The 20,180-nt window shown below is 36.3% G+C and carries 24 protein-coding genes and 1 riboswitch; of the genes, 14 read left to right on the forward strand and 10 right to left on the reverse strand.

Features of this window, described 5'->3' with window-relative positions; all coding sequences use genetic code 11:
* The 6 genes from BW951_RS21100 to BW951_RS21125 all read right to left on the reverse strand — a co-directional run bounded on the left by BW951_RS21100 (position 1) and on the right by BW951_RS21125 (position 3,966).
* Positions 1-597 carry a Crp/Fnr family transcriptional regulator gene (locus tag BW951_RS21100; protein WP_084196506.1) on the reverse strand — a complete coding sequence of 199 codons (597 nt, stop codon included), beginning with the start codon at positions 595-597 and terminating at the stop codon, positions 1-3.
* A 199-nt stretch (positions 598-796) separates the two neighbouring features.
* A complete protein-coding gene (locus BW951_RS21105) occupies positions 797-1,108 on the reverse strand; it encodes a barstar family protein (protein WP_076396479.1) in 312 nt (103 codons plus the stop codon).
* A 35-nt stretch (positions 1,109-1,143) separates the two neighbouring features.
* Positions 1,144-1,644 carry a ribonuclease domain-containing protein gene (locus BW951_RS21110; RefSeq protein ID WP_076396481.1) on the reverse strand — a complete coding sequence of 167 codons (501 nt, stop codon included), beginning with the start codon at positions 1,642-1,644 and terminating at the stop codon, positions 1,144-1,146.
* A gap of 300 nt (positions 1,645-1,944) precedes the next feature.
* Positions 1,945-2,739, reverse strand: coding sequence for an NAD(+) synthase (nadE, locus tag BW951_RS21115; protein WP_076396483.1), 795 nt, complete (start codon positions 2,737-2,739; stop codon positions 1,945-1,947).
* A gap of 59 nt (positions 2,740-2,798) precedes the next feature.
* Positions 2,799-3,326 carry a GNAT family N-acetyltransferase gene (locus BW951_RS21120; protein ID WP_175608856.1) on the reverse strand — a complete coding sequence of 176 codons (528 nt, stop codon included), beginning with the start codon at positions 3,324-3,326 and terminating at the stop codon, positions 2,799-2,801.
* Positions 3,327-3,330: 4 nt separating this feature from the next.
* Positions 3,331-3,966, reverse strand: coding sequence for a leucine-rich repeat domain-containing protein (locus BW951_RS21125; protein WP_228427586.1), 636 nt, complete (start codon positions 3,964-3,966; stop codon positions 3,331-3,333).
* 54 nt (positions 3,967-4,020) lie between these two features.
* On the opposite strand from BW951_RS21125, the gene gldB reads away from it, so the two are divergent.
* From gldB to BW951_RS21180, 11 genes are all read left to right on the forward strand, one after another.
* A complete protein-coding gene (gldB, locus tag BW951_RS21130) occupies positions 4,021-5,004 on the forward strand; it encodes a gliding motility lipoprotein GldB (RefSeq protein ID WP_076396487.1) in 984 nt (327 codons plus the stop codon).
* A gap of 55 nt (positions 5,005-5,059) precedes the next feature.
* Complete coding sequence (gene gldC / locus BW951_RS21135; RefSeq protein ID WP_076396489.1) at positions 5,060-5,386, forward strand: gliding motility protein GldC; 327 nt, start codon at positions 5,060-5,062, stop codon at positions 5,384-5,386.
* Between the two features lie 36 nt (positions 5,387-5,422).
* Positions 5,423-6,613: a cystathionine gamma-synthase gene (locus BW951_RS21140; protein WP_228427587.1), complete on the forward strand. Its 1,191-nt coding sequence runs from the start codon at positions 5,423-5,425 to the stop codon at positions 6,611-6,613.
* A 377-nt stretch (positions 6,614-6,990) separates the two neighbouring features.
* On the forward strand, positions 6,991-7,470 hold the full coding sequence (locus BW951_RS21145; RefSeq protein ID WP_076396493.1) for a nuclear transport factor 2 family protein: 480 nt from the start codon (positions 6,991-6,993) through the stop codon (positions 7,468-7,470).
* Between the two features lie 61 nt (positions 7,471-7,531).
* On the forward strand, positions 7,532-7,972 hold the full coding sequence (locus BW951_RS21150) for a GNAT family N-acetyltransferase (RefSeq protein ID WP_076396495.1): 441 nt from the start codon (positions 7,532-7,534) through the stop codon (positions 7,970-7,972).
* An 87-nt stretch (positions 7,973-8,059) separates the two neighbouring features.
* Positions 8,060-8,563, forward strand: coding sequence for a DinB family protein (locus BW951_RS21155; protein WP_076396497.1), 504 nt, complete (start codon positions 8,060-8,062; stop codon positions 8,561-8,563).
* Between the two features lie 72 nt (positions 8,564-8,635).
* Positions 8,636-8,944 carry a GIY-YIG nuclease family protein gene (locus tag BW951_RS21160; protein WP_076396499.1) on the forward strand — a complete coding sequence of 103 codons (309 nt, stop codon included), beginning with the start codon at positions 8,636-8,638 and terminating at the stop codon, positions 8,942-8,944.
* Between the two features lie 40 nt (positions 8,945-8,984).
* The gene (locus BW951_RS21165; RefSeq protein ID WP_076396501.1) at positions 8,985-9,533 is read left to right on the forward strand and encodes an L-threonylcarbamoyladenylate synthase; all 549 of its coding nucleotides are present in this window, start codon (positions 8,985-8,987) and stop codon (positions 9,531-9,533) included.
* A 100-nt stretch (positions 9,534-9,633) separates the two neighbouring features.
* Positions 9,634-9,978, forward strand: coding sequence for a nuclear transport factor 2 family protein (locus tag BW951_RS21170; RefSeq protein ID WP_076396503.1), 345 nt, complete (start codon positions 9,634-9,636; stop codon positions 9,976-9,978).
* Between the two features lie 24 nt (positions 9,979-10,002).
* On the forward strand, positions 10,003-11,424 hold the full coding sequence (locus BW951_RS21175) for a CCA tRNA nucleotidyltransferase (RefSeq protein ID WP_076396505.1): 1,422 nt from the start codon (positions 10,003-10,005) through the stop codon (positions 11,422-11,424).
* A gap of 75 nt (positions 11,425-11,499) precedes the next feature.
* Positions 11,500-11,715 carry a hypothetical protein gene (locus tag BW951_RS21180; protein WP_076396507.1) on the forward strand — a complete coding sequence of 72 codons (216 nt, stop codon included), beginning with the start codon at positions 11,500-11,502 and terminating at the stop codon, positions 11,713-11,715.
* Positions 11,716-11,855: 140 nt separating this feature from the next.
* Here BW951_RS21180 and BW951_RS21185 read toward each other — a convergent pair whose 3' ends face one another.
* The 3 genes from BW951_RS21185 to cdd form a co-directional block, all read right to left on the reverse strand.
* Positions 11,856-12,899 (reverse strand): DUF5074 domain-containing protein, encoded by a 1,044-nt coding sequence (locus BW951_RS21185; protein WP_076396510.1) that lies wholly within the window; start codon positions 12,897-12,899, stop codon positions 11,856-11,858.
* 16 nt (positions 12,900-12,915) lie between these two features.
* On the reverse strand, positions 12,916-14,745 hold the full coding sequence (locus BW951_RS21190) for a TonB-dependent receptor plug domain-containing protein (RefSeq protein ID WP_076396512.1): 1,830 nt from the start codon (positions 14,743-14,745) through the stop codon (positions 12,916-12,918).
* Between the two features lie 31 nt (positions 14,746-14,776).
* A riboswitch (cobalamin riboswitch) is annotated at positions 14,777-14,953 on the reverse strand.
* Positions 14,954-15,656: 703 nt separating this feature from the next.
* Positions 15,657-16,139 (reverse strand): cytidine deaminase, encoded by a 483-nt coding sequence (cdd, locus tag BW951_RS21195; protein WP_076396514.1) that lies wholly within the window; start codon positions 16,137-16,139, stop codon positions 15,657-15,659.
* Positions 16,140-16,238: 99 nt separating this feature from the next.
* Here cdd and namA point away from each other — a divergent pair, with 99 nt between their 5' ends.
* Genes namA through BW951_RS21210 form a run of 3 tightly spaced genes read left to right on the forward strand, consistent with a single transcriptional unit; the run spans position 16,239 to position 17,973 of the window.
* Complete coding sequence (gene namA, locus BW951_RS21200; RefSeq protein ID WP_076396516.1) at positions 16,239-17,291, forward strand: NADPH dehydrogenase NamA; 1,053 nt, start codon at positions 16,239-16,241, stop codon at positions 17,289-17,291.
* A 38-nt stretch (positions 17,292-17,329) separates the two neighbouring features.
* Entirely contained in the window at positions 17,330-17,623 is a 294-nt protein-coding gene (locus BW951_RS21205) for a DUF2752 domain-containing protein (RefSeq protein WP_076396518.1), read from the forward strand.
* 17 nt (positions 17,624-17,640) lie between these two features.
* Positions 17,641-17,973, forward strand: a complete 333-nt coding sequence (locus tag BW951_RS21210) for a CCC motif membrane protein (protein ID WP_076396520.1) — start codon at positions 17,641-17,643, stop codon at positions 17,971-17,973.
* Positions 17,974-18,044: 71 nt separating this feature from the next.
* Here BW951_RS21210 and BW951_RS21215 read toward each other — a convergent pair whose 3' ends face one another.
* Positions 18,045-20,105 (reverse strand): endonuclease, encoded by a 2,061-nt coding sequence (locus BW951_RS21215; RefSeq protein ID WP_084196507.1) that lies wholly within the window; start codon positions 20,103-20,105, stop codon positions 18,045-18,047.
* Positions 20,106-20,180 lie beyond the last annotated feature (75 nt).

Here is a 20,180-nt window from a genome sequence, read left to right on the forward strand (position 1 = left end):
TTAAACATAAATTTTACTGTTGTCGATCTTTACAATATTCTGCTGTTCCATTTTTTTTATAGCGCGGATTACGGTTTCTATCCGCATTCCTGTGAGCGATGCTAATTGCTGTCTTGTATAAGGAATTACAAAGGAGAATTGTTCTTCAAAACCAAAATGCGCTTTTACATGAGACATAATAAGAGTAAGCTTTGTAATCGGATCTCTGAAAGAAAAGGGTGCAGCAGTGATGTGCCTGTACCGCATACGGTCTGCGGTGTAAGAATACACAGAAAGCAGAAGTTCAGGTTTTTCTAATAAAAGTTTTAAGAATTTGCTTTTTTCAAGCCTGATGATTTCACAATCTGTAATCGCAACTCCGTTTACAGCATACTTTTTATTGTGGAAAATATACGTTTCGGCAAGACAATGACCATCGAAAGGAATCCCGTGAATGAATTCTTTGCCGTCTTCCAGAAAGCTGCTCAGCTTTACCGTTCCGGTTTTTATCTGCAGATAATATTTGGGAGTGCTTTCTTCTTTAAAAATATAATCGCCGGAATCATAGTGTTGCAGTTCAGCGCCATGAGAAAACAGGAGGTTTTCACAAATGATCATAAGTCTTAATTATTAATTTGATCTAAAATTAACAATTTGAAAGGGGGATTAAAAATTTATTAATACCACATAGATGCCTTACAGATGCCTTATTTTAAGAGATGAATCAGCAGTATTTTAAGCATTTTCATTAGATATTAAAAACTTTATAAATGAAAAACCCGCAGATTATTCCGCGGGTTGTAGATTATCGTTTATATTATTCTTCCTCTTGGTTCAGATCGTCTTCATCATCTTCATACTGTTCGAGAAAATAAGTGAACGTGAAGTCTTCCGTTTCTTCCTCAGCGTCTTCAAGCGTGAGAAGAAGATCTTCAAAAATTTCAAGCTGATCGACCGTCATATTTACAAATTCAATATGAAGAGGCATTTCCAGTTCTCCTGTAATCACATCAGAAAGCGCATCCAGATTATCTCCGAAATGTTCAGGAAGTTTGATCTTTTCTTTCAGTTGGGCATAGAAATCTTCATAATCTCCGATGTCCGTAAAATCTATATATATTGTACTCATAACTTTATTTTTAATTTTAAACCAATGACCAACAACTACTGTTTCTCAAAACTCTTATAATGGTTTTTCGTAAGATAAACATCGCCGTCTTTCGTGAAAACAATCCGGTCTGCATTTCTGTTTCCACAATGATAGTTCACATCGGCTTCAAAATACTTTTCTCCTTCAGGTAACGTTCTTTCCCTGTTGCTGAACTTATCTCCGCCAATTGCTTTTCCCGGCAAAACCTCACACAGATTTCCTTTGGCTGGATTCCAGCCCATCTTTCTCGCTTCATTTTTGGTGATGTAATACTCCGGAAGCTGATGATTTTTTTTAACGTAAGCAATAACCTTTTTTTCTTCTGTCAACTGATCAATAGATTCCTGACTCGAATATGCCGAACCCGAAATCTCAGAACTGCTGTATTCAATTCTTGGATTTTTCGAAGAATTTTCCTTTTTATCCGCAATGAAGTTATTATAAACGTACATTACAGACATCCCGAAAAGAAGCCCTAAACAAATGAAAAAGACAGATCTTATTTTACCATTCATAGTATTAAATTAAAAAATGTAACAATAAGTTTGTTTAAACTTTTATTAAACCGCAAAAGTAACAAAAGACAATCTTAAAGCGAATTTCTATAATAATCAAAGCGCTCAAAAGAATAAAAATCAAAGATTTTTAAAAACTATTGTGAACTTTTTCATTTATAATGATCAACTTTAAATAAAAGTTTAGTTCATCTTTTGTCACTTTTACGGTTAATTCTGAAATAGTTTTAACAACTTTAATGTACCAATCTAACAATGTAACAATTCATTGTTACATTGTTAGACTGATATATTGTTAAATTAATTAGCTCTCCAGTCTTCCGGAATATCGCAGATCGGGATCGGAACCATTTTATGTTTTGCCGCTTTATGCATTCTGTCGAAAATCTGGAAAACTTCTTTGTCTCTGCCTTCGTAATCTTCTGCTGTTTTTGTTCCGTATTCTTTCTGAATTTTTTCCAGTTCAGGATAGGTTGCCCCGATTTGGTCTTCGTCCGTTCTTTCTGCATCCCAAAGTCCGTCCGTAGGAATTGCATTCTGAATGCTTTCAATTAAATTTAAAGCTCTAGCTAATTCGTAAACTTCCGTTTTATAAAGATCCGCGATTGGAGAAACATCTACACCGCCGTCGCCGTATTTGGTGTAGAAACCAATTCCGAAATCTTCCACTTTATTTCCTGTTCCGCACACTAAAAGTCCGTGAAGCTGACCGAAATAATATAAATTAAGCATTCTGAAACGTGATCTTGTATTCGCAAGAGCCAGATTGTTATTGGGATTTCCTTCTGAATGTGCGCTGACAATATTTTCAAAACTTTCGAAAACAGGAGTTAAGTTAACGGTTTCTGATTTTACGTTTGGAAATTTCTTTTTCAGATCCTCAATATGATCCTTCGCTCTGTTTACCTGATCGGCTTTTTGACGGATCGGCATTTCCAGCGCAAGAACTTCAAGCCCTGTCATCGCACAAAGAGTAGAAACGACACCCGAATCCACACCTCCCGAAACTCCGATTACATATCCGTTTACTTTTGCTTTTACGGCATAATCTTTCAGCCAGTTTACAATATGATCTATAACTTTTTGTGTCTGCATTGTTTATATTTTTTGTCTGTTTTTGTGTAAAGAAATTCAAAATTAAAAATTCTGAATGTTTATTTGATGTAATTTTGATGTTGAAGCTCATACCAGAAGCAAATTCCGTCCGGTTCGGTGAATTCGCCGGTTTTTTCAAAGCCTAATTTTCTTAAAATATAATTGGAACCTTCGTTTTCAGAATGAGCGTGAGCATAAATGGTTTCAGCTTTCAGATCGTTAAATCCAAAATCAAGCGAAGCTTTTGCCGATTCCAGCGCATAGCCTTTTCCCCAGTATTCCGGGATGAAACGATATCCGAGATCATAAATATTATTGTAACCGTTTATTTCCTGAGTAATAAATTTCAATCCGCTCCAACCGATCAGCAGTCCGCTTTCTTTTTCAATTACAGCGAGTCTTCCGACACCGTTATCAAGATATTGCTGCTGAATCATTTTAATTACATTTTCAGATTCGGTGATGTCGGAAAGAGGAGGCATTCCGATGTATTTCATCACTTCAGGATCGGAGTCGAGGAGAAACAGGCGTTCTGCATCTGTTTCTTCAAATTTTCTCAGAATAAGTCTTTGTGTTTCTAAATACATAAAATTACTGTTGCTGAAATCCGAAAATCGTTACATTGGCTGCTCCTTTTTTAATGTCTGTTTCCTTGATCGGATTTTTCATCACGTTTAAGGTTTCCAGATTGATATTTGCGGAAATATCCAGTTTTTGAATCTGATTATGCTCAAGATTTAGCTTTTTAAGATATTTAAGCGAGCTTAGATCAATGGTCTTTATTTTATTTAAAGATACGGTTAATTGATCAATTCTGGGCGTTGTTTTCAGCGAAATATTTTCAATCTGATTGTTGTCGAGATACAGTGAAGCCAGAATTTTTAGATTTTCTGCCTTAAAATTTAAAATTTTACATCCTGTACACGAAAAAAGCTGCAGATGATCCAAATTTTTCAGAGAAAGATTTACAATGCTGTTGTCGTCCAGTACGATCATTTTTGCATTTTTAAAATAGGGAAGATCTTCTGCATTTGTAATGCCTTTATTCACTAAAAATAAATTTTCAATTCTGTCGGCTTCAAACTGATTCATTTTTCCGTCTTTGTTCAGATCAAAATTTTCAATCACAGCTTTTTCAAGATTTTTATCCTTAAAAATAAGACTTTGACTATAGAAACAGGATACAGAGAAAATAAGAATGAGGATCGGAATTATTTTATTTTTCATCAGTACATTATGTTTAAATCCGTATTTTTGTACACTTAAATTTCATGTAAAAGTATGAAGATTTTCAGAATTACTGCACTTTCTTTAGTATTAATTTTAGGATTGAATTCCTGCAAAAAAGAATCTCAGAATCAATGGAACGTAGAAATTACAAGTCCGGCGGAAAAAGTAGAAATTACAGATATTTCCAAAGAACTTTACGATCCGAATGTTTCGTCGGAAAGTTTTAAAGCTAAATTTCCTTGGTTTCAGGGAACGGTAAGCGATGCAGATTTTGCCAAAAGAAGAGCAGATCCTGAAGAAATTAAAATTTACAAGGAGGCTACTTCAAAAATAGATCAGAAAAAACTGCAGACCGATCTTCAGGATTTGTTTTCGCACATTAAGTTTTATTTTCCTTCCTTTAAAAGTCCGAAAGTATTTTTATTTTCATCGGCTTTGCAGATGGTTCAGGATCCTATTTTTTATGATGCGAAGGGAAATCAGCTTTTTATTGATATGACAGGCTTTATGGGAGACGGAAACCCCAATTATAAAGGGCTGGAAATGTACTTCCAGAAATCCATGAACCCGAATAATATTGTTCCGAAAGTGGCGCAGATTTTCGCGGAAGGTTTTGTGAAAGAATCTCCGGATCATCAGAAATTTATCGATATGATGATTCTCAACGGTAAAATCATGATTCTTAAAGACGCTTTTTTACCCACATATCCGGAATATCTGAAAATGAACTACACCCAGAAGCAGTATGAATGGGCAGTCTCCAACGAAGCTAACATCTGGAATTATTTCGTGGAAAATAATATCATCTTTGGGGATGATCATAGACTGGAAGACCGTTTTATCGCTCCGGGACCATTCTCTAAATTTTATACGGAAATTGATAACGAATCTTCTCCGCAGATTGCCATTTTCACAGGATGGCAGATCTGTAAAGAATATCTGAAACAGAAACCTGAAACCAAACTTCAGGATTTCCTAGGATTGGATGCAACCGTGATCTTTAATCAGTCCGGCTATAAACCGAAAGTAAAATAATACGCTGAATGTAAAATATTTGGCAAACAATATACAGTAGAATAAATAGAAAATTATGAGAAAAACTCAGATTACGATAGATGTAGAACTGGATGAAAACCACATTCCGGAAAACATCACCTGGAACGCACAGGATGGAGGAATTGAAAAAGAAGAAACAAAAGCAACCATGATCTCCGTTTGGGACGAAAAAAATATGGAAGCTTTGAGAATTGATCTCTGGACAAAAGAAATGCCGGTGGATCAGATGAAAATGTTCATTCATCAGGTGCTTGTTTCTATGGGAAATACCTACCAAAGAGCAACAGGTGAAGAAGATGTGGCACAATGGTTGGAGCAGATGGCAGAAGAGTTCGCAGTAAAATCGGCGATAAAAATGTAAAAAAGCGGGATGAGGGAAGTCTGATGTTGGAAGTATATAAAGGCATCCCGCTTCCATCATCCCGCTTCAAATCAAAAATATAAAACAATGAATTTTAATACAAAAGTAATACACGGAGGACAGCATCATGAATCTGCAACAGGTTCTGTGAATGTACCTGTATTTTTAACGTCTACCTTCGCACAAAAAAGTCCGGGAATACATTCTGGTTACGAATATTCCAGAGCGGCAAACCCTACAAGACAGGCTTTGGAAGACTCTTTGGCAAGCATTGAGAACGGAGCGAGAGGTTTGGCTTTCGGTTCCGGTTTGGCTGCAATCGACTGTGTTTTAAAATTATTAAATCCGGGAGACGAAGTGGTTGCAGTAGACGATTTGTACGGAGGAACATACAGAATGTTCACCAGACTTTTCGAAAAATATCAGTTGAAATTTACCTTCGTGAATTTTGATGATGTTTCTAAAATCAATGACGTTATTACAGATAAAACAAAATTAATCTGGGTAGAAACGCCAACCAATCCTTTAATGAAACTGGTTGACATTAAAGCAGTTGTTGAAGTGGCAAAAGGAAAAGATATTCTGGTTGCAGTGGATAACACTTTTGCAACGCCTTATCTTCAGAGACCGATTGATCTGGGAGCCGATATCGTTATGCACTCCGCAACAAAATACTTGGGAGGTCACTCCGATGTTATTGCGGGAGCCTTAGTGGCTAAAGATGCAGAACTGGGAGAAAAACTTCACTTCATTCAGTTTGCAAGCGGAGGAATTTTAGGACCTCACGATTCTTATTTGGTGTTGAGAGGAATCAAAACACTGGCTTTAAGAGTTCAGAGACATTCTGAAAACGGAATGGCTGTTGCAAAATACCTTGAATCTCATCCTGCTGTAGATCAGGTAATTTATCCGGGATTAGAATCTCATCCGCAACACGAACTGGCAAAATCTCAGATGAAAGATTTTGGAGGAATGGTTTCCTTCACTTTCAAATCAGGGAAAAAAGAAGATGCCATCAGATTTTTAGAAAGAGTAAAAGTATTCACTTTAGCCGAATCTTTGGGTGGAGTAGAATCTCTTGCCAATCATCCTGCTTTAATGACTCATGCTTCCATTCCTGCAGAAAAACGTGCAGAATTGGGAATTACAGACGATTTGGTTCGTTTAAGCGTAGGAATCGAAGATGCAGAAGATCTTATCGCAGATCTGGAAAGAGCTTTTTCTTAGTTAAAAAATAATTTATAACACTTTGCCATTCTGTGTAGAACGAATTGGAGTAAAGAATCTAAATAGAATTTATTTAAATTTTTGGAGCTATTTCCCGCTTTCCACTATATCTTTTGCTACGCTTTGCTTCACAAAAGGATGCCGTTGCAATCGTGGCTAGGATTGTAGTCAATTCTTTCAGTATTTGAAAAATACGATCAAAGTTTGTCATCATGAAAGGATCTTTAGATAGTATTAGAAAGTCGTTTGAAAAAATTAGAGCCAAGATTCCTGCGGAATGACAAACGTTGGAATAGAAATTCAAAAATTTATTAAAAAAGATTCTTCCTAACGTCAGAATGACAGAGTGTTGAACAACATTTTAAAATAAAAACATAATGAGAAAGATCCAGATTTTATTCCTGTTAATGGTAAGCCAGATTGCTTTTTCTCAGGTTAAAAATACCGACGAACTGTACAAAACGGCGAAAAAATTAGACAGTCTGATTTTCGATGTCGGATTCAATAAATGCGATCTTTCTCATTATGATTCTATCGTAAGCGAAGACTTGGAATTCTATCACGATAAAGGCGGAATTACTTCCGGAAAAGAAGCCTTCAAAGCCTCCATTAAAAACAATATTTGTGGCGGAACCAATAAAGTGAAACGCGAACTGATTCCAAATTCCATGAAAGTATATCCTTTGTACAACAATAATGCTCTGTATGCTTTCATTCAGGAAGGAGAACATGATTTTGCCGAATTTTACAACGGAAAATGGAACAAGGGAAGCCGTGCAAAATTTACCATTCTCTGGATTCTGGACGGAAAAGACTGGAAAATGAAGCGCGTTCTCAGCTACGACCATCATTTATAATCTACTTTGTTAAAGCTTTATGAAGTTTTTTTGTGCTTTGACAAAGTTTTAAACTCCCATTATGACAAGAAAAGCCCAACTTGCAGATGTACAGCAGTTATCTGAACTGTTCGATCAGTACAGGATCTTTTATCATAAAGATTCCGATATTCCTGCTGCGGAAAAATTTTTAACAGAAAGAATTGAAAATAACGATTCCGAAATTTTTGTTGCCGAAAATGAAGGGAAATTAGTCGGTTTTGTTCAGTTGTATCCGTTATTTTCCTCCACAAGAATGAAAAGATACTGGCTTTTGAATGATTTGTATGTGAATGAAAATTATCGTGGAAAAGGATTTTCAAAACAACTGATTGAAGCATCCAAAGAACTTGCAAAATCAACCGATGCCGCCGGAATTCTTCTTGAAACCGGAAAATCCAATGATATCGGAAACAAACTTTACCCAAGATGCGGATTCGAAATCTACGATGAAGTGAATTTTTACGAATGGAAGATTTTATAACGTAACAACTTACCAGTGTAACAGTTTACGAAATCTTAATTGTTACTAAAATATTACTCATTACCAATTACTTATTATTCATTATATATGACTGATTTTCAAAAATACGTTCAAAGATATTTAGACTTGATTCCCTCAGAAAACTGGCTGGAAGAACTGAAAAAATCCGGAGAAAAAACTGTAGGAATTTATTCTGAACTTTCAGAAGAACAATCTCTTTTTGCTTACGCCGAAGGAAAATGGACGCTGAAAGAACTCCTTCTGCATTTATCCGATACCGAAAGAATCTTTCAGTACAGAATATTGGCTTTTGCGAGAGGCGACCAAAATGAATTGCCGGGTTTTGATGAGGAATTATATGCGAAACAGTCTTTCGCGAATGAAAGAACACTGAGTTCACTGTTGGAAGAATATCAACTGATCAGAAAATCTTCTCAGATTCTGTTGGAAACTGCAAATTCCGAAGCCTTAAAAAATGTAGGAACTGCCAATGGAAACCAAATTTCTGCCGAAACCATAGGGAAATTGATTGTTGGTCACAATATTCATCATCTGAATATTATTGAGGAAAGATATTTGCCGAAGTTGTAAAGTTTTTTAATTTTATGTCATTGCGAGGAGCGAAGCGACGAAGCAATCTCATAATTTTAAAGATGAACACAAATGAAACCAGGCTTTGTTTATATTATGACCAATAAAAATAATACGGTTCTTTACACTGGGGTAACATCAACTTTACCAAAAAGAATTTATCAGCATAAAGAAAAGATTTTTGAACTAAGCTTTACATCTAAATATAATATTGACAAACTTGTCTATTGGGAATCATTTCAGGAAATAGGAGATGCTATTTTTAGAGAAAAACAAATTAAAGCAGGTTCGAGACAGAAAAAAATTGATTTAATAAATTCAATTAATCCGGAGTGGAGAGATTTGACAGAAGATATTAAAGATATTCTCAATCCTTTTTGAGATTGCTTCGTCGCTTCGCTCCTCGCAATGACAGAAAACAATGGAAAAAATAATAGAAATTTTAAAATCCGGCGGCACAATTCTTTACCCAACAGACACCATTTGGGGAATCGGTTGTGATGCTACCAATATAGAAGCTGTCAATAAAATTTTTGACATCAAAAAACGTGAAAAAAACAAATCCATGATCATCTTGGTGGAATCTGAAAAGAGATTACAGGATTTGGTAGATGTTCCGGAAATGGCTTGGGAAATTATTGATCTGAGCGAAAAGCCCGTAACAATTGTTTATGAAAACCCGAGAGGATTGCCAAAAGAATTGTTGGCTGAAGACGGAAGCATTGGAATCCGTCTGGTAAAAAACGACTTCTGCAAAAAACTGATTACAAAACTCAACAAACCTTTGGTTTCTACTTCCGCCAATTTCAGCGGTGAAAAAAGTCCATTAAAATTCTCGGATATTTCTCCTGAAATGATTGATCTTGTAGACTATGCAGTAGAAGAAGACCGCGAAAAAGTTTCAAAATATTCGGGCTCATCGGTAATAAAAGTCTGGAGTGACAACAGGATAAAAATTCTGAGAGAATAATCGACCTTTATCATATATTTTAAAGTCTTATTCATCCGCATCGGCAGGATTTCTTTTTTTAGTTTTATCTTTGCAGAACTTCAATTTTAAAACAATTGCGATGGATCATCAAAAGTTTGCTGAAGAATGGATTAAAGCATGGAATTCGAATGATCTGGATATTATTTTATCTCATTATTCGGATGATATAGAGATCGTGACGCCGATGATAAAATTAGCAGCAGGAGGAGAAGAAAGTTCTTTAAAAGGAAAATCTGCTGTTCGCGGATATTGGAAGACAGCATTGGAAAAATATCCTGATCTTCACTTCGAACTTATAAAATCTACGGAAGGAGTAGATTCTGTGGCTTTGTTTTACAAATCCATTATGGATAAACATGCGGTCGAAGTGATGTTTTTTAATGAAGACGGAAAAATTAATAAAATGTATGCTCATTACGATTAATGAACGGCATTAGCGTATTAGAAAATGAAAATTAACCTTACTCAAAATAAAAATTTAAAACTTTTCAAAATTATTTCGGAGGTTGCAGCCCGAAACAACCAGTCTGTGTATGTCGTCGGAGGCTACGTACGCGATCTTTTGATGAAAAGAAAAGCATCAACGGATATTGATTTTGTGACCGAACAAAGTGGTATCGAGCTTGCCCAAAACGTAGGAAAAGAAATTGATCCGAAAATGAAAGTTTCGGTTTTCAAAACCTACGGTACAGCGATGATCAAATACAAAGATCTTGAGCTTGAATTCGTAGGCGCAAGAAAAGAAAGTTATACCGAAAACAGCCGGAAACCGGAAGTGGAAGGCGGAACCATTGAAGACGACCAGAAAAGAAGGGATTTTACGGTGAATGCAATGGCAATTTCGTTAAATCAGGATAATTTTGGTGAACTAATCGATCCCTTCAATGGAGTAGATGATCTGGAAAAAGGAATTTTAAGAACGCCTCTGGAACCTGCACAAACCTATTCTGATGATCCTTTGAGGATGATGAGAGCCATCCGTTTTGCTTCTACGCTTCAGTTTCAGATCGAAGAAAATTCTTTGGAAGCCATTAAGCAGGAAGCCGAAAGAATAAAAATTGTTTCGATGGAAAGAATCATGGTGGAATTTAATAAAATCATGCTTTCCAAAAAGCCATCTATTGGTCTGAAATTAATGGAACAGACGGGTCTGATGAAATTAATTATTCCTGAACTGATTGATCTGAAAGGAGTAGAAGAAGTGGAAGGACAAACCCATAAAGACAATTTTTACCATACTTTGGAAGTGGTAGACAATATTTCTGAAAACACGGAAAATTTGTGGCTTCGTTGGTCTGCATTGCTTCACGACATCGGAAAAGCACCGACCAAAAAATTCGTTGAAGGAACAGGATGGACATTCCATGGACATGAGTTTCTAGGCTCAAAAATGGTAAAAACATTATTCCAGAGACTGAAACTGCCTTTAGGTCCGGACATGAAATATGTTCAGAAGATGGTAAAACTTTCGTCTCGACCGATTGCTCTGATTACCGATGATGCTTCGGATTCTGCGTTGCGAAGATTACTGTTTGATGCAGGAGAAAATATGGAAGATCTGTTTACCCTTTGTAAAGCCGATATTACAACCAAAAATTCTAAAAAGCAGGAGAAATTCAAGAAAAATTTTGAATATGTTGCTGTTAAGATTAAAGAAGTTGAAGAAAAAGATCAGGTAAGAAATTTCCAGCCGCCGATTTCAGGAGAAGAAATTATGGCAATGTTTAACCTGAAACCAGGTCGCGAGATCGGAATTTTAAAGGAAAAAGTAAAAGAAGCCATCCTGGAAGGAGAAATTGGAAACGACAGCGAGGAAGCGAGAACTTTTGTGATTGCGGAAGCGGAAAAACTGGGATTAACACTCGCCTAAATGTTTTTCGGGACATTTGATTATATTATTTTAGTATTAATTTTCCTTGTCAACATTGTTGTCTGAAAGTTTAAAATGATTAGAAAACGCAACTGGATTTTATATCTGGTTGCGTTTTTATTTTTTGGATTTGTTATTCCGCTTTTATCTGTTGAGTTTGAAATTGAAAAAGCGACAAAAGATCAGCCAATTGTTGATAATTTCACGCTTTTATATACCTATTTCAGATTTCCGGTTTGGTGGTTTGTGGGTATTCTTCAATTTCTTATTTTAAGAAAATTTATTAACTGAGTATTTTAAGCATAAGTTTATTTCTTTGTATCGTATAAAAGAAATGATAAACATTCAATTCTTACTATAGCAAAGACCTTAAAAGATTACGGCGGAGCTGAAAGCTCCGCCGTAATCTTTTAATATTATTTCAAAAAAAATTAATTCACATAAGCGGCATTAGATCCGATGCCTGTTACGAATTTTTTCAGAACTGTTCCTGAAGTGTTATATACTGTAACTTCTGCTGGAGCGGTAAAACCTTTTACATCAGATGCAAAGATTTTTCCGTCTTTTACAGAGAAACCATACAGCGTAAAATATTGCCCTCCGTCTACAAAATTGATAAGAGGGGCAGAAGGAGCTGTTGTTGCATTCATATCCATTGTGTAAATCTTGTTAGAAGAGGTGAAGTAATATTTTCCTCCATCAATTTCAAGATTTCTTGCATTGGCGATACCGGTTAAAGTTGTAGTTTTTGTAATCGTTCCTGCAGGAGAAATTTCGTAGATATAAGAATTAGATGTTCCCGAAGCAATTACATATACATTGTTATTATAACTGATGGTTTTTTCGATCTCACCGTTAGGAACAGCAACCGTGTTGATGATCTCGTTGGTTGAAGTATTGATTCTCGTAAGCGTACTTCCATAGCTGTAAGTAGCATTCTGCACAAATACCGTTCCTCCTGCTTCTACCACTCTTTCCGCTGTAGAAGTTGACGCGAAAGAAATTTTCTTCACAAAAGAAAGATCAGAAAGCTTGTAAACATTCACATATTTTCCTCCGTTATACTTATCGTTAGAAACATAAAGATTTCCGTTGCTGATCGTCATGTATCTCGGATTATCCAGTTGTGCTGTAATTTCTCCGGTTTTTTTGAAATTATAACGGTTAACAACCTGTACTTTATTAGAATTGTTCAGAAGCAGAAAAGCTCTGTCATCGCTGAAAGTGATGGTCTGTAAAACATCGCCCAGATTTTCGTTATTGTTTTTTTTGTAAATATTGTTTTCCAATACAGAAAGATCTTTAGAAATAAAAGAAACACTCGCTGTAGGTGTTCCGAAGTTTCCTTCATTCGCAATAAAATATCCGTTTTCATAATCACCTCGCGACGGCATTACATATTCATCATCACTACATGAAACATTAATCACGAGGATTAAAGCCAGTAAAAGCTGAAAAAGTCTGTTGAATTTCATAATATAATAATTGATTTTAAAAATTTAAGTTGATGTAAAAGCTGTAGTTTCTTTTAGGTAAAGGATAATAAGCCATCGTTTCATAGATCTCGTCGGTAATATTATTTATCCTCAATCCCAAAGTATACTTTTTGGCAACCGTTACAGACAATCCTGCATTTAGGACGAAATACGGTTTTATAAGATATTCGTTGTTCTCATCAGAAGTAGTAAAAGTCTTACCCGTAAACATTCCCTGAATATACAGATTCATGAATTTATACTGGTAATCTGCATTCCCGAAAACCTTATGAGGAGGAACATACATCAGCTGATTTTTCGTTTCAAGATCTACAGATCTCGTGTAGCTGTATCCTGTGTTTATTTTTAAAGAATGTTCTTTCGAAAACTTGTGCTGAAATCCAATTTTAGACTCAAGACCATAAGATTCAACATTTCTTACGTTTCTTGGAGACCAATATCCCATAGAAGTGGGAATCCATTGGATCATATCCTTTATTTTCATGTAATAAGGTGTGAAGCTCAACATGAATTTTCCGAACGTCAATTCGTGGTTCATTTCAGTCTGCAAAGACGTTTCTGCCTTCAGATCCAAATTTCCGCCCGGATTCCAGTAAAGATCATTAAAAGAAGGAAATCTGAAATTCTTTGAAAAACTTGTCCCTAAACTGTACCAGTCAGAAACCTTCCATTTGCCTGAAAAAGAATACAGTAAAGGCGATTCTATATTTTCGATAAAATCCTTCTTGATTCCGGCTTCCAGTCTCAGCTTCTGGGTAGGGAAATATCTCAACAATCCTGCAACAGAATAAATATTTCTCTTTACATCCTCAATTCCGGATTGATAGCCCTCTCCTCTATTGATCTGAAACTCCCCGATAATATTGACATTCAGTTTAGGCGTGATGAAATAATTGAAATCATCTTTAAAAATCAGATTTTTCCCCGTTCCACCACTGGTTTTGGGAGCATCAAAAACTCCGAAATACTGGAAATTTTCTTCCGTGTAAGCCGCTTTCAGGCTGTTTGAGATCGATTTTAAATTCACATCATGGGTAAGAAGACTGCGGAAAGTCTGCGCTGCATACTTCGTGCGGTTGCCGTTTTCCGTAAAGATTGGATAATTCTGTTCCGCGTCATACAACTGGCTTTGCCAAGAAATGTTCTGATTTCGGGCAATTTTATAGCTAAAACCTATGTTCGCTGTACCGTTAAAATATTTACCGTTTCGGTTGATATACTGCTTTTCAGGAACCTCATAATTATTTTGACTGATGAAATAATTTCCTGATGCCTTAAAACTGAAATCTGAATTACTGAAAGAAGTTTTAAAATAATTCTGGAACGTCTCATAAGAAGCCACTTCACTATGTAAAGTCGCATGAAAACCCTCATTAAATTTCAGTTCATTGTTAAGGTGAATACTTCCTCCGATTGCGCCGCTTCCGTAAACCACACTTCCGCCGCCGGCTTTCACTTCAAGCGCATCGTAGCCGAAAATCGCGATATTGTTAACATCTCCCTGTCCTAAAAAAATAGAATTGATGTTGATTCCATTCCACACAAAAGCAGTCTGCTGCGCCGTTGTTCCCCTGAAAGAAGGCGAAGAAACCGCACCGCGTCCATTTTCCTTAATATAAACAGGAGACTGAAAACGCAGCGTCTCAGAAAGATTGGCAGAATTTTTTTCAATGTCTTTGGGAGTAATTGTAGTAACCGGATGAAAAAGTTTAACCTTATTCATCTGATTGTCAAAAACATAAACGGTGTCAATAGTTTTCTCCTGCGCGTAAAGAAAACAACCGTATGATGCAAAAAGCAGTACTAAAGATCTTTTTAATGCCATTCCTATTTTACTTTTCCTCCGAAAGCAATGTTTTTAAGATTACATTTTGGCAGGTCTCCTGACTTTCGCTTTCTACACCTTCCCGTTTTCACAGTGGTTTTATCGTAGAAATCTTATATGCGATTTACAGTTGCGGGGACAGTTTGGGATTTTCGCCCAATTCCCTTTTCATTCCAAATTAATGGAAACCAAAATTTTTGCAAAGATAACTTTTTTAATTTATTGACAAAAAAAATAGCCGTTAAGTATCTTTTTAATAAAACAATGATTTGTTGCATTACATACGAAAAACAATTTCAGGAGCTTTTTCCAGCTTTCGCTACTCGCTTTTTTTGGATTCGGCGGCGGCTTTTGCCGCCGCCGAATCCAAAAAAGAGCTCAGACATGCCGCTCAATCTGGGCTAGGAAAATAAAACCGCAGAAAATAAACAGTTTTATAAAACTCAGATTCTATTGAAAAATAAATAATCATTTTCAGCCAGAATTATTTAAAATGTATTAAAATCTTACTTTAAGTTTCTTTAAACTCATTTTAAATTTAGCCGCAAGAAAGACAAAAGACTTTATTGAATTTATTTAAGTATTTCAAAAGTCTGCAAAGAGAAAAAATCTCTGATTTTTTTAACTTATGTGCTCTTTTTTTTCCATTTCAAGGATTAAACTTAAAAAACTAAAGTGTTTAAATCTTTTGCATCTTTTGTGGTAAAAAGCATAAACAAGTTTTTTAATTACTTTAAAATAAGCATCACTAAGGAAGAAAATCAAAGATTTTCAAAAACTAATGGGTTCTTCTATTTTAAATACGCATCATTCAAAATCTTATGTGATGAAAGAAAGTCCCTTTTTAAAAAACTTTCCCTTAAATAAAAATCTAATCTGAATTCTTATTTACTATTATTTAAACATTTTAACTATAAAAAAGTACCGTCAAAATAAAACGGCAGAAGATCCTTAATAGAATGTACCTTCACCACCTCATCATTCAGATTAGAAAAATAAAGTTCAATATTTTCATTCTGCTTCGTTTCATATTCTATAATGCTCTGTCTGCACGATCCGCATGGCGGAATCGGTGGATTTTTCTCAGAAAACTCCTTCGGTCCGCCTACAATAAAGATTTTCTTTATTTTTTCAGACGGAAAATTTGCCCCGATCCAGAAAAGAGCAGTCCTTTCCGCGCAAAGTCCCGAAGGATACGCCGCATTCTCCTGATTGTTTCCTGTATAGATCTCTCCGTTTTCCAGAAGCACAGAACAGCCAACCAGAAAATGAGAGTAGGGAGCATAAGCATTCTCGCGCGCTTCTTTCGCTTTTGCAAATAATTTTTTTTCTATATCGTTCAGTTCGCCTTTATTGTTAAAATATTCGTAACTGATATGAGTTTCTTTTTTCATATATTGTGGGTTTAAAAAAAGGGGGATAAATTTACTTTTTTTTCATGAGGTGGGCAACACCATCACATTCTTTAAAAATTTTAAAAATCAGATCAAAAAATGTTATACACTCCAATCAGATTCAGAAATGTTGAATTGAAAAACCGTTGGGTAATGTCTCCAATGTGTATGTATTCTTCCGAAAACGGATTAGCCAACGATTTCCATTTTGTGCATTACGGAAGCAGAGCGCAGGGCGGAACAGGATTAATCATCGTTGAAGCAACGGGAGTAGAACCCCGCGGAAGAATTACCAACCACTGTATGGGAATCTGGAACGACGAACAGGCAGAAAAACTCCAGAAAATTGTAGAATTTGTACACCGGAACTCAGAAACCAAAATAGGAATTCAGCTTGCGCATGCCGGAAGAAAAGGATCTGCATGGAATAATGTACAGATCCCGATAGAAGAAGGCTGGGAAACCATCGCACCCAGTCCGATTCCGTATCATCCGACTGAAAGAATTCCACATGTTTTAACCATTGAGGAAATCAAAGAACAGGTCGAAAACTTCAGACAGGCAGCAAGAAGATCTGTAGATGCAGGTTTCGATGTCATAGAAATTCACGCAGCACACGGTTATCTTATCCATCAGTTTTTATCACCGCTTTCCAATATCAGAACCGACGAATATGGCGGAAGTTTCGAAAACAGAATACGGTTTTTAGTTGAAATCGTAGACGCCGTGAATGAAGAATTAAATGAAAATGTAGCCTTATTTGTAAGAATTTCCGGAACCGAGTATGCAGAAAACGGCTGGGAAATAGAAGACAGTGCTGAGCTTGCTAAAATCCTTAAAAACCATTCGGTTGATCTTGTTGATGTTTCCAGCGGAGGAAATATTCACGGAGTAAAAATTCCGGTTCACGACGGTTATCAGGTTCCGCTTGCGTCACAGGTGAAAAATGAGGCAGAAACAAAAACAGGAGCAGTAGGATTAATTACGAGAGTCAATCAGGCGGAGGAAATTCTGCGAAAAGGAGAGGCAGATTTAATTTTCATCGCCAGAGAAAGCTTAAGAAATCCTTACATCGCCGTTCAGGGTTCTTTTGAAATGGATGAAGAATGCTTCTTTCCGCATCAGTATTTAAGAGCAAAAATTTCTAAATAATTTTTTTATATATTTGAGAATCATAACCCTGTATTATAATGAAAATAGAAGACTTTATGCTGCCTTGTCCCATCAAGAAATTCTTTGGAATCGATTGTTTTGGGTGCGGAACGCAGAGAGCTATCGTCATGGTTTTTGAAGGCAGATTTGGCGAAGCATTTCATATGTTTCCTGCGGTCTACACTTTATTGCTTTTTTTTGGAACGGTTTTCCTCAATTTTGTAGACAGAAAACGGAATTACAGTAATATTTTAGTTTTTCTTGCGATTATCAATGCCGTCATCATGGTTACTTCTTATTTTTATAAACATTTATACTTACCTATACATTAATCAATTAAATTATAACTATGGAACAACAAAAATTACCTAACGCAACGGCGGTACTAATCTTAGGAATTGTATCAATTATCGGGTGTTGCTGTTACGGACTTCCGGGACTTATTGCAGGGATCATTGCATTGGTTCTGGCTAAAAAAGACGGAGAACTTTACAGAAAAAATCCGACAGCTTATTCAAATTACGGGCAATTGAATGCCGGAAAAATAATGGCAATCATCGGAATTGTATTAAGTATTTTATACGTGGTTTACGTTGTTGTCATGATTTCTACTCTTGGCTGGGACGCTATGAAAGACCCGCAACTGATGCAGGAAAGAATGAGAGAACTGATGGGACAGTAATTTCTTATTAATTTAAAAATAAAAGCCTTCTTTCAATTGAGAGAAGGCTTTATTATTTCTTAAAGCTAAATTTATTTCACAATAAACTTCAATGAAGAAGCATCTAATTTTAAAATATAAATTCCCTGCTCAAGATTTTTAATTTTAATAGAATTTTTACTGTTTTTAAAGGGCTGATCGATTGTCTGCATTACTTTTCCGTGAAGATTGTAGATCTCCGCTTTCTTAATATTCTGCATTTCCCCTTTTACAAAAATTTCATTGTTGGAAACAGGATTAGGCGAAATCTGTAATGTATTCTGATCTGAAATGGTTTCAGGAGAAATACTTTGAATCTGCTTTGCCATTCCCGAATAACACGTCCAGCTCAGATCATCAATGGCAACTCTGTTGGTGGTAGAATTATTTTCTAAAGTTACCACCACATTCCCCGAAATATTAATATTGCTGATTGTAGTAGTTGCTGCACTGATGTTGTAAGGAATTGTTCCTACAGCCGTTCCGTTTACTTTAACGGTGAAAGTTCCATTAGAACCTGTAAATTTCAGTTGGGTAGTTACCGTCAATGATCCGATTCCATTCGCTGAACTGCTTGAAGTTAACGCGCCGTCTCTTATCGTGATCGCTTTGTTGGAAATCGTCTGATCCGTTCTTGCATCCGTTGCAGTCCATGTAATACCATTATTTGTCCATGTTCTTGTTAAATATCCGGTAGTACCTGCAGGAATATTTTCAAAATTTTCATAGACGCAATTCGTCGGAGGAGGAACCGCATCCGTAGTTCCCGAAACTGTAGAACTATTGGCTGAAGAATTTCCTGCAGCATCTTTAGCGATTACATTAAATGTATAGGTTGTGGAAGCATTTAATCCTGAAATGGTCGCAGAAGTTGCGCTTACCGATGTTTTTAAATTTCCGTTCATGTAGACATCATACGAAGTAACGCCAACATTATCTGCCGAAGCATTCCATGAAAGCGAAATACTGCTTGGCGAAGTTCCCGTAACCGCAAGACCGGTAACGGTAGAAGGAGCCTGTGTATCAATTGGAGCATTGGTGGTTCCTGAAACGGTAGAGCTATTCGGAGATGAATTTCCTGCTGCATCTTTCGCTACAATATAAAAAGGATAATTGGTAGAAGGACTTAATCCGGAAATGGTTGTAGAAGTGGAGTTTACTGTTGCCTGTAAATTTCCGTTCATGTAAACGTTATACGATGTAACCCCGACATTATCGGTTGAAGCATTCCATGAAAGCGAAACGCTGCTTGAAGTAGTTCCGGAAACACTAAGCCCTGTCACGGTTGTCGGAGCCTGTGTATCTGCGGGAGCCCAGATTTGGTTCACATAATTCGGATTATCGATAAAAGGATTTCTGTTTCCCTGGTAAGCGTAAGAAGCATTATTCCGGTTGATTTCCGCCTGAGAAACAGGATCCTGATTGTGCCAAGCCAGCAGAACATTCAGTTCCCAGGTCTGCAATCCCGGAAAAGTAGAGTTTCCTAAGATATCTCCGGAAGAAAATGTGGCAAGCTTACTCTGATAGCGGGTTACAAAATAAAAAATCATACGTGCGATATCGCCTTTAAATTCATTAACAGGTTCAAAAACAATTCCTGAATATCCGGGTGAAGCAGAACTTCCAAGTTTAGAACCGTTAGACGATAGGGAAGTAGCAGTTCCTACGATTCCAAAAGGATAATCTGCCCTCATGGCATTTACTTTTCCATCTGTTGCTCTGATGAAATTGATGTCGGAATACATCGGCGAAGCAGAATTAAATAAGCTCTGAGGAATAAGATGCTCCCTGTTATAGCAATTTCCTTCTTCTGTATATGTTCCGCATTGGTTGGTTACAGGAATAAAATTGTAAGGATCTGCGCCGGTAGGATTTTCAGAATAAATGTCTAAAATAGAACCGTCGTTTTCATAATTTTTGTCGATGTCGGTTATTTTAAAACCCGTCCAAAGCGCATTGTAGCCTTTGTCCTGATGACCGTTCGTAATAATTGAACTCAATGCTGTTTTCAGAGAAGCTCCGGAAAGTCCGTTGGCAGAATTATAATAACCCGCAGGAGCCTGAGCATTTGCCAAAACTGAAGCAAATCCCCACATTAATAGTTGTTTTTTCATGGTAAATTTTTAAGATCGTAATATTACCATAAAATTTATAAATATAAAATTACAGAATCGTTAATTTTTAATGAA

The sequence above is a fragment of the Chryseobacterium gambrini genome (assembly GCF_900156825.1).
GTDB classification, from domain to species: Bacteria; Bacteroidota; Bacteroidia; order Flavobacteriales; family Weeksellaceae; genus Chryseobacterium; species Chryseobacterium gambrini.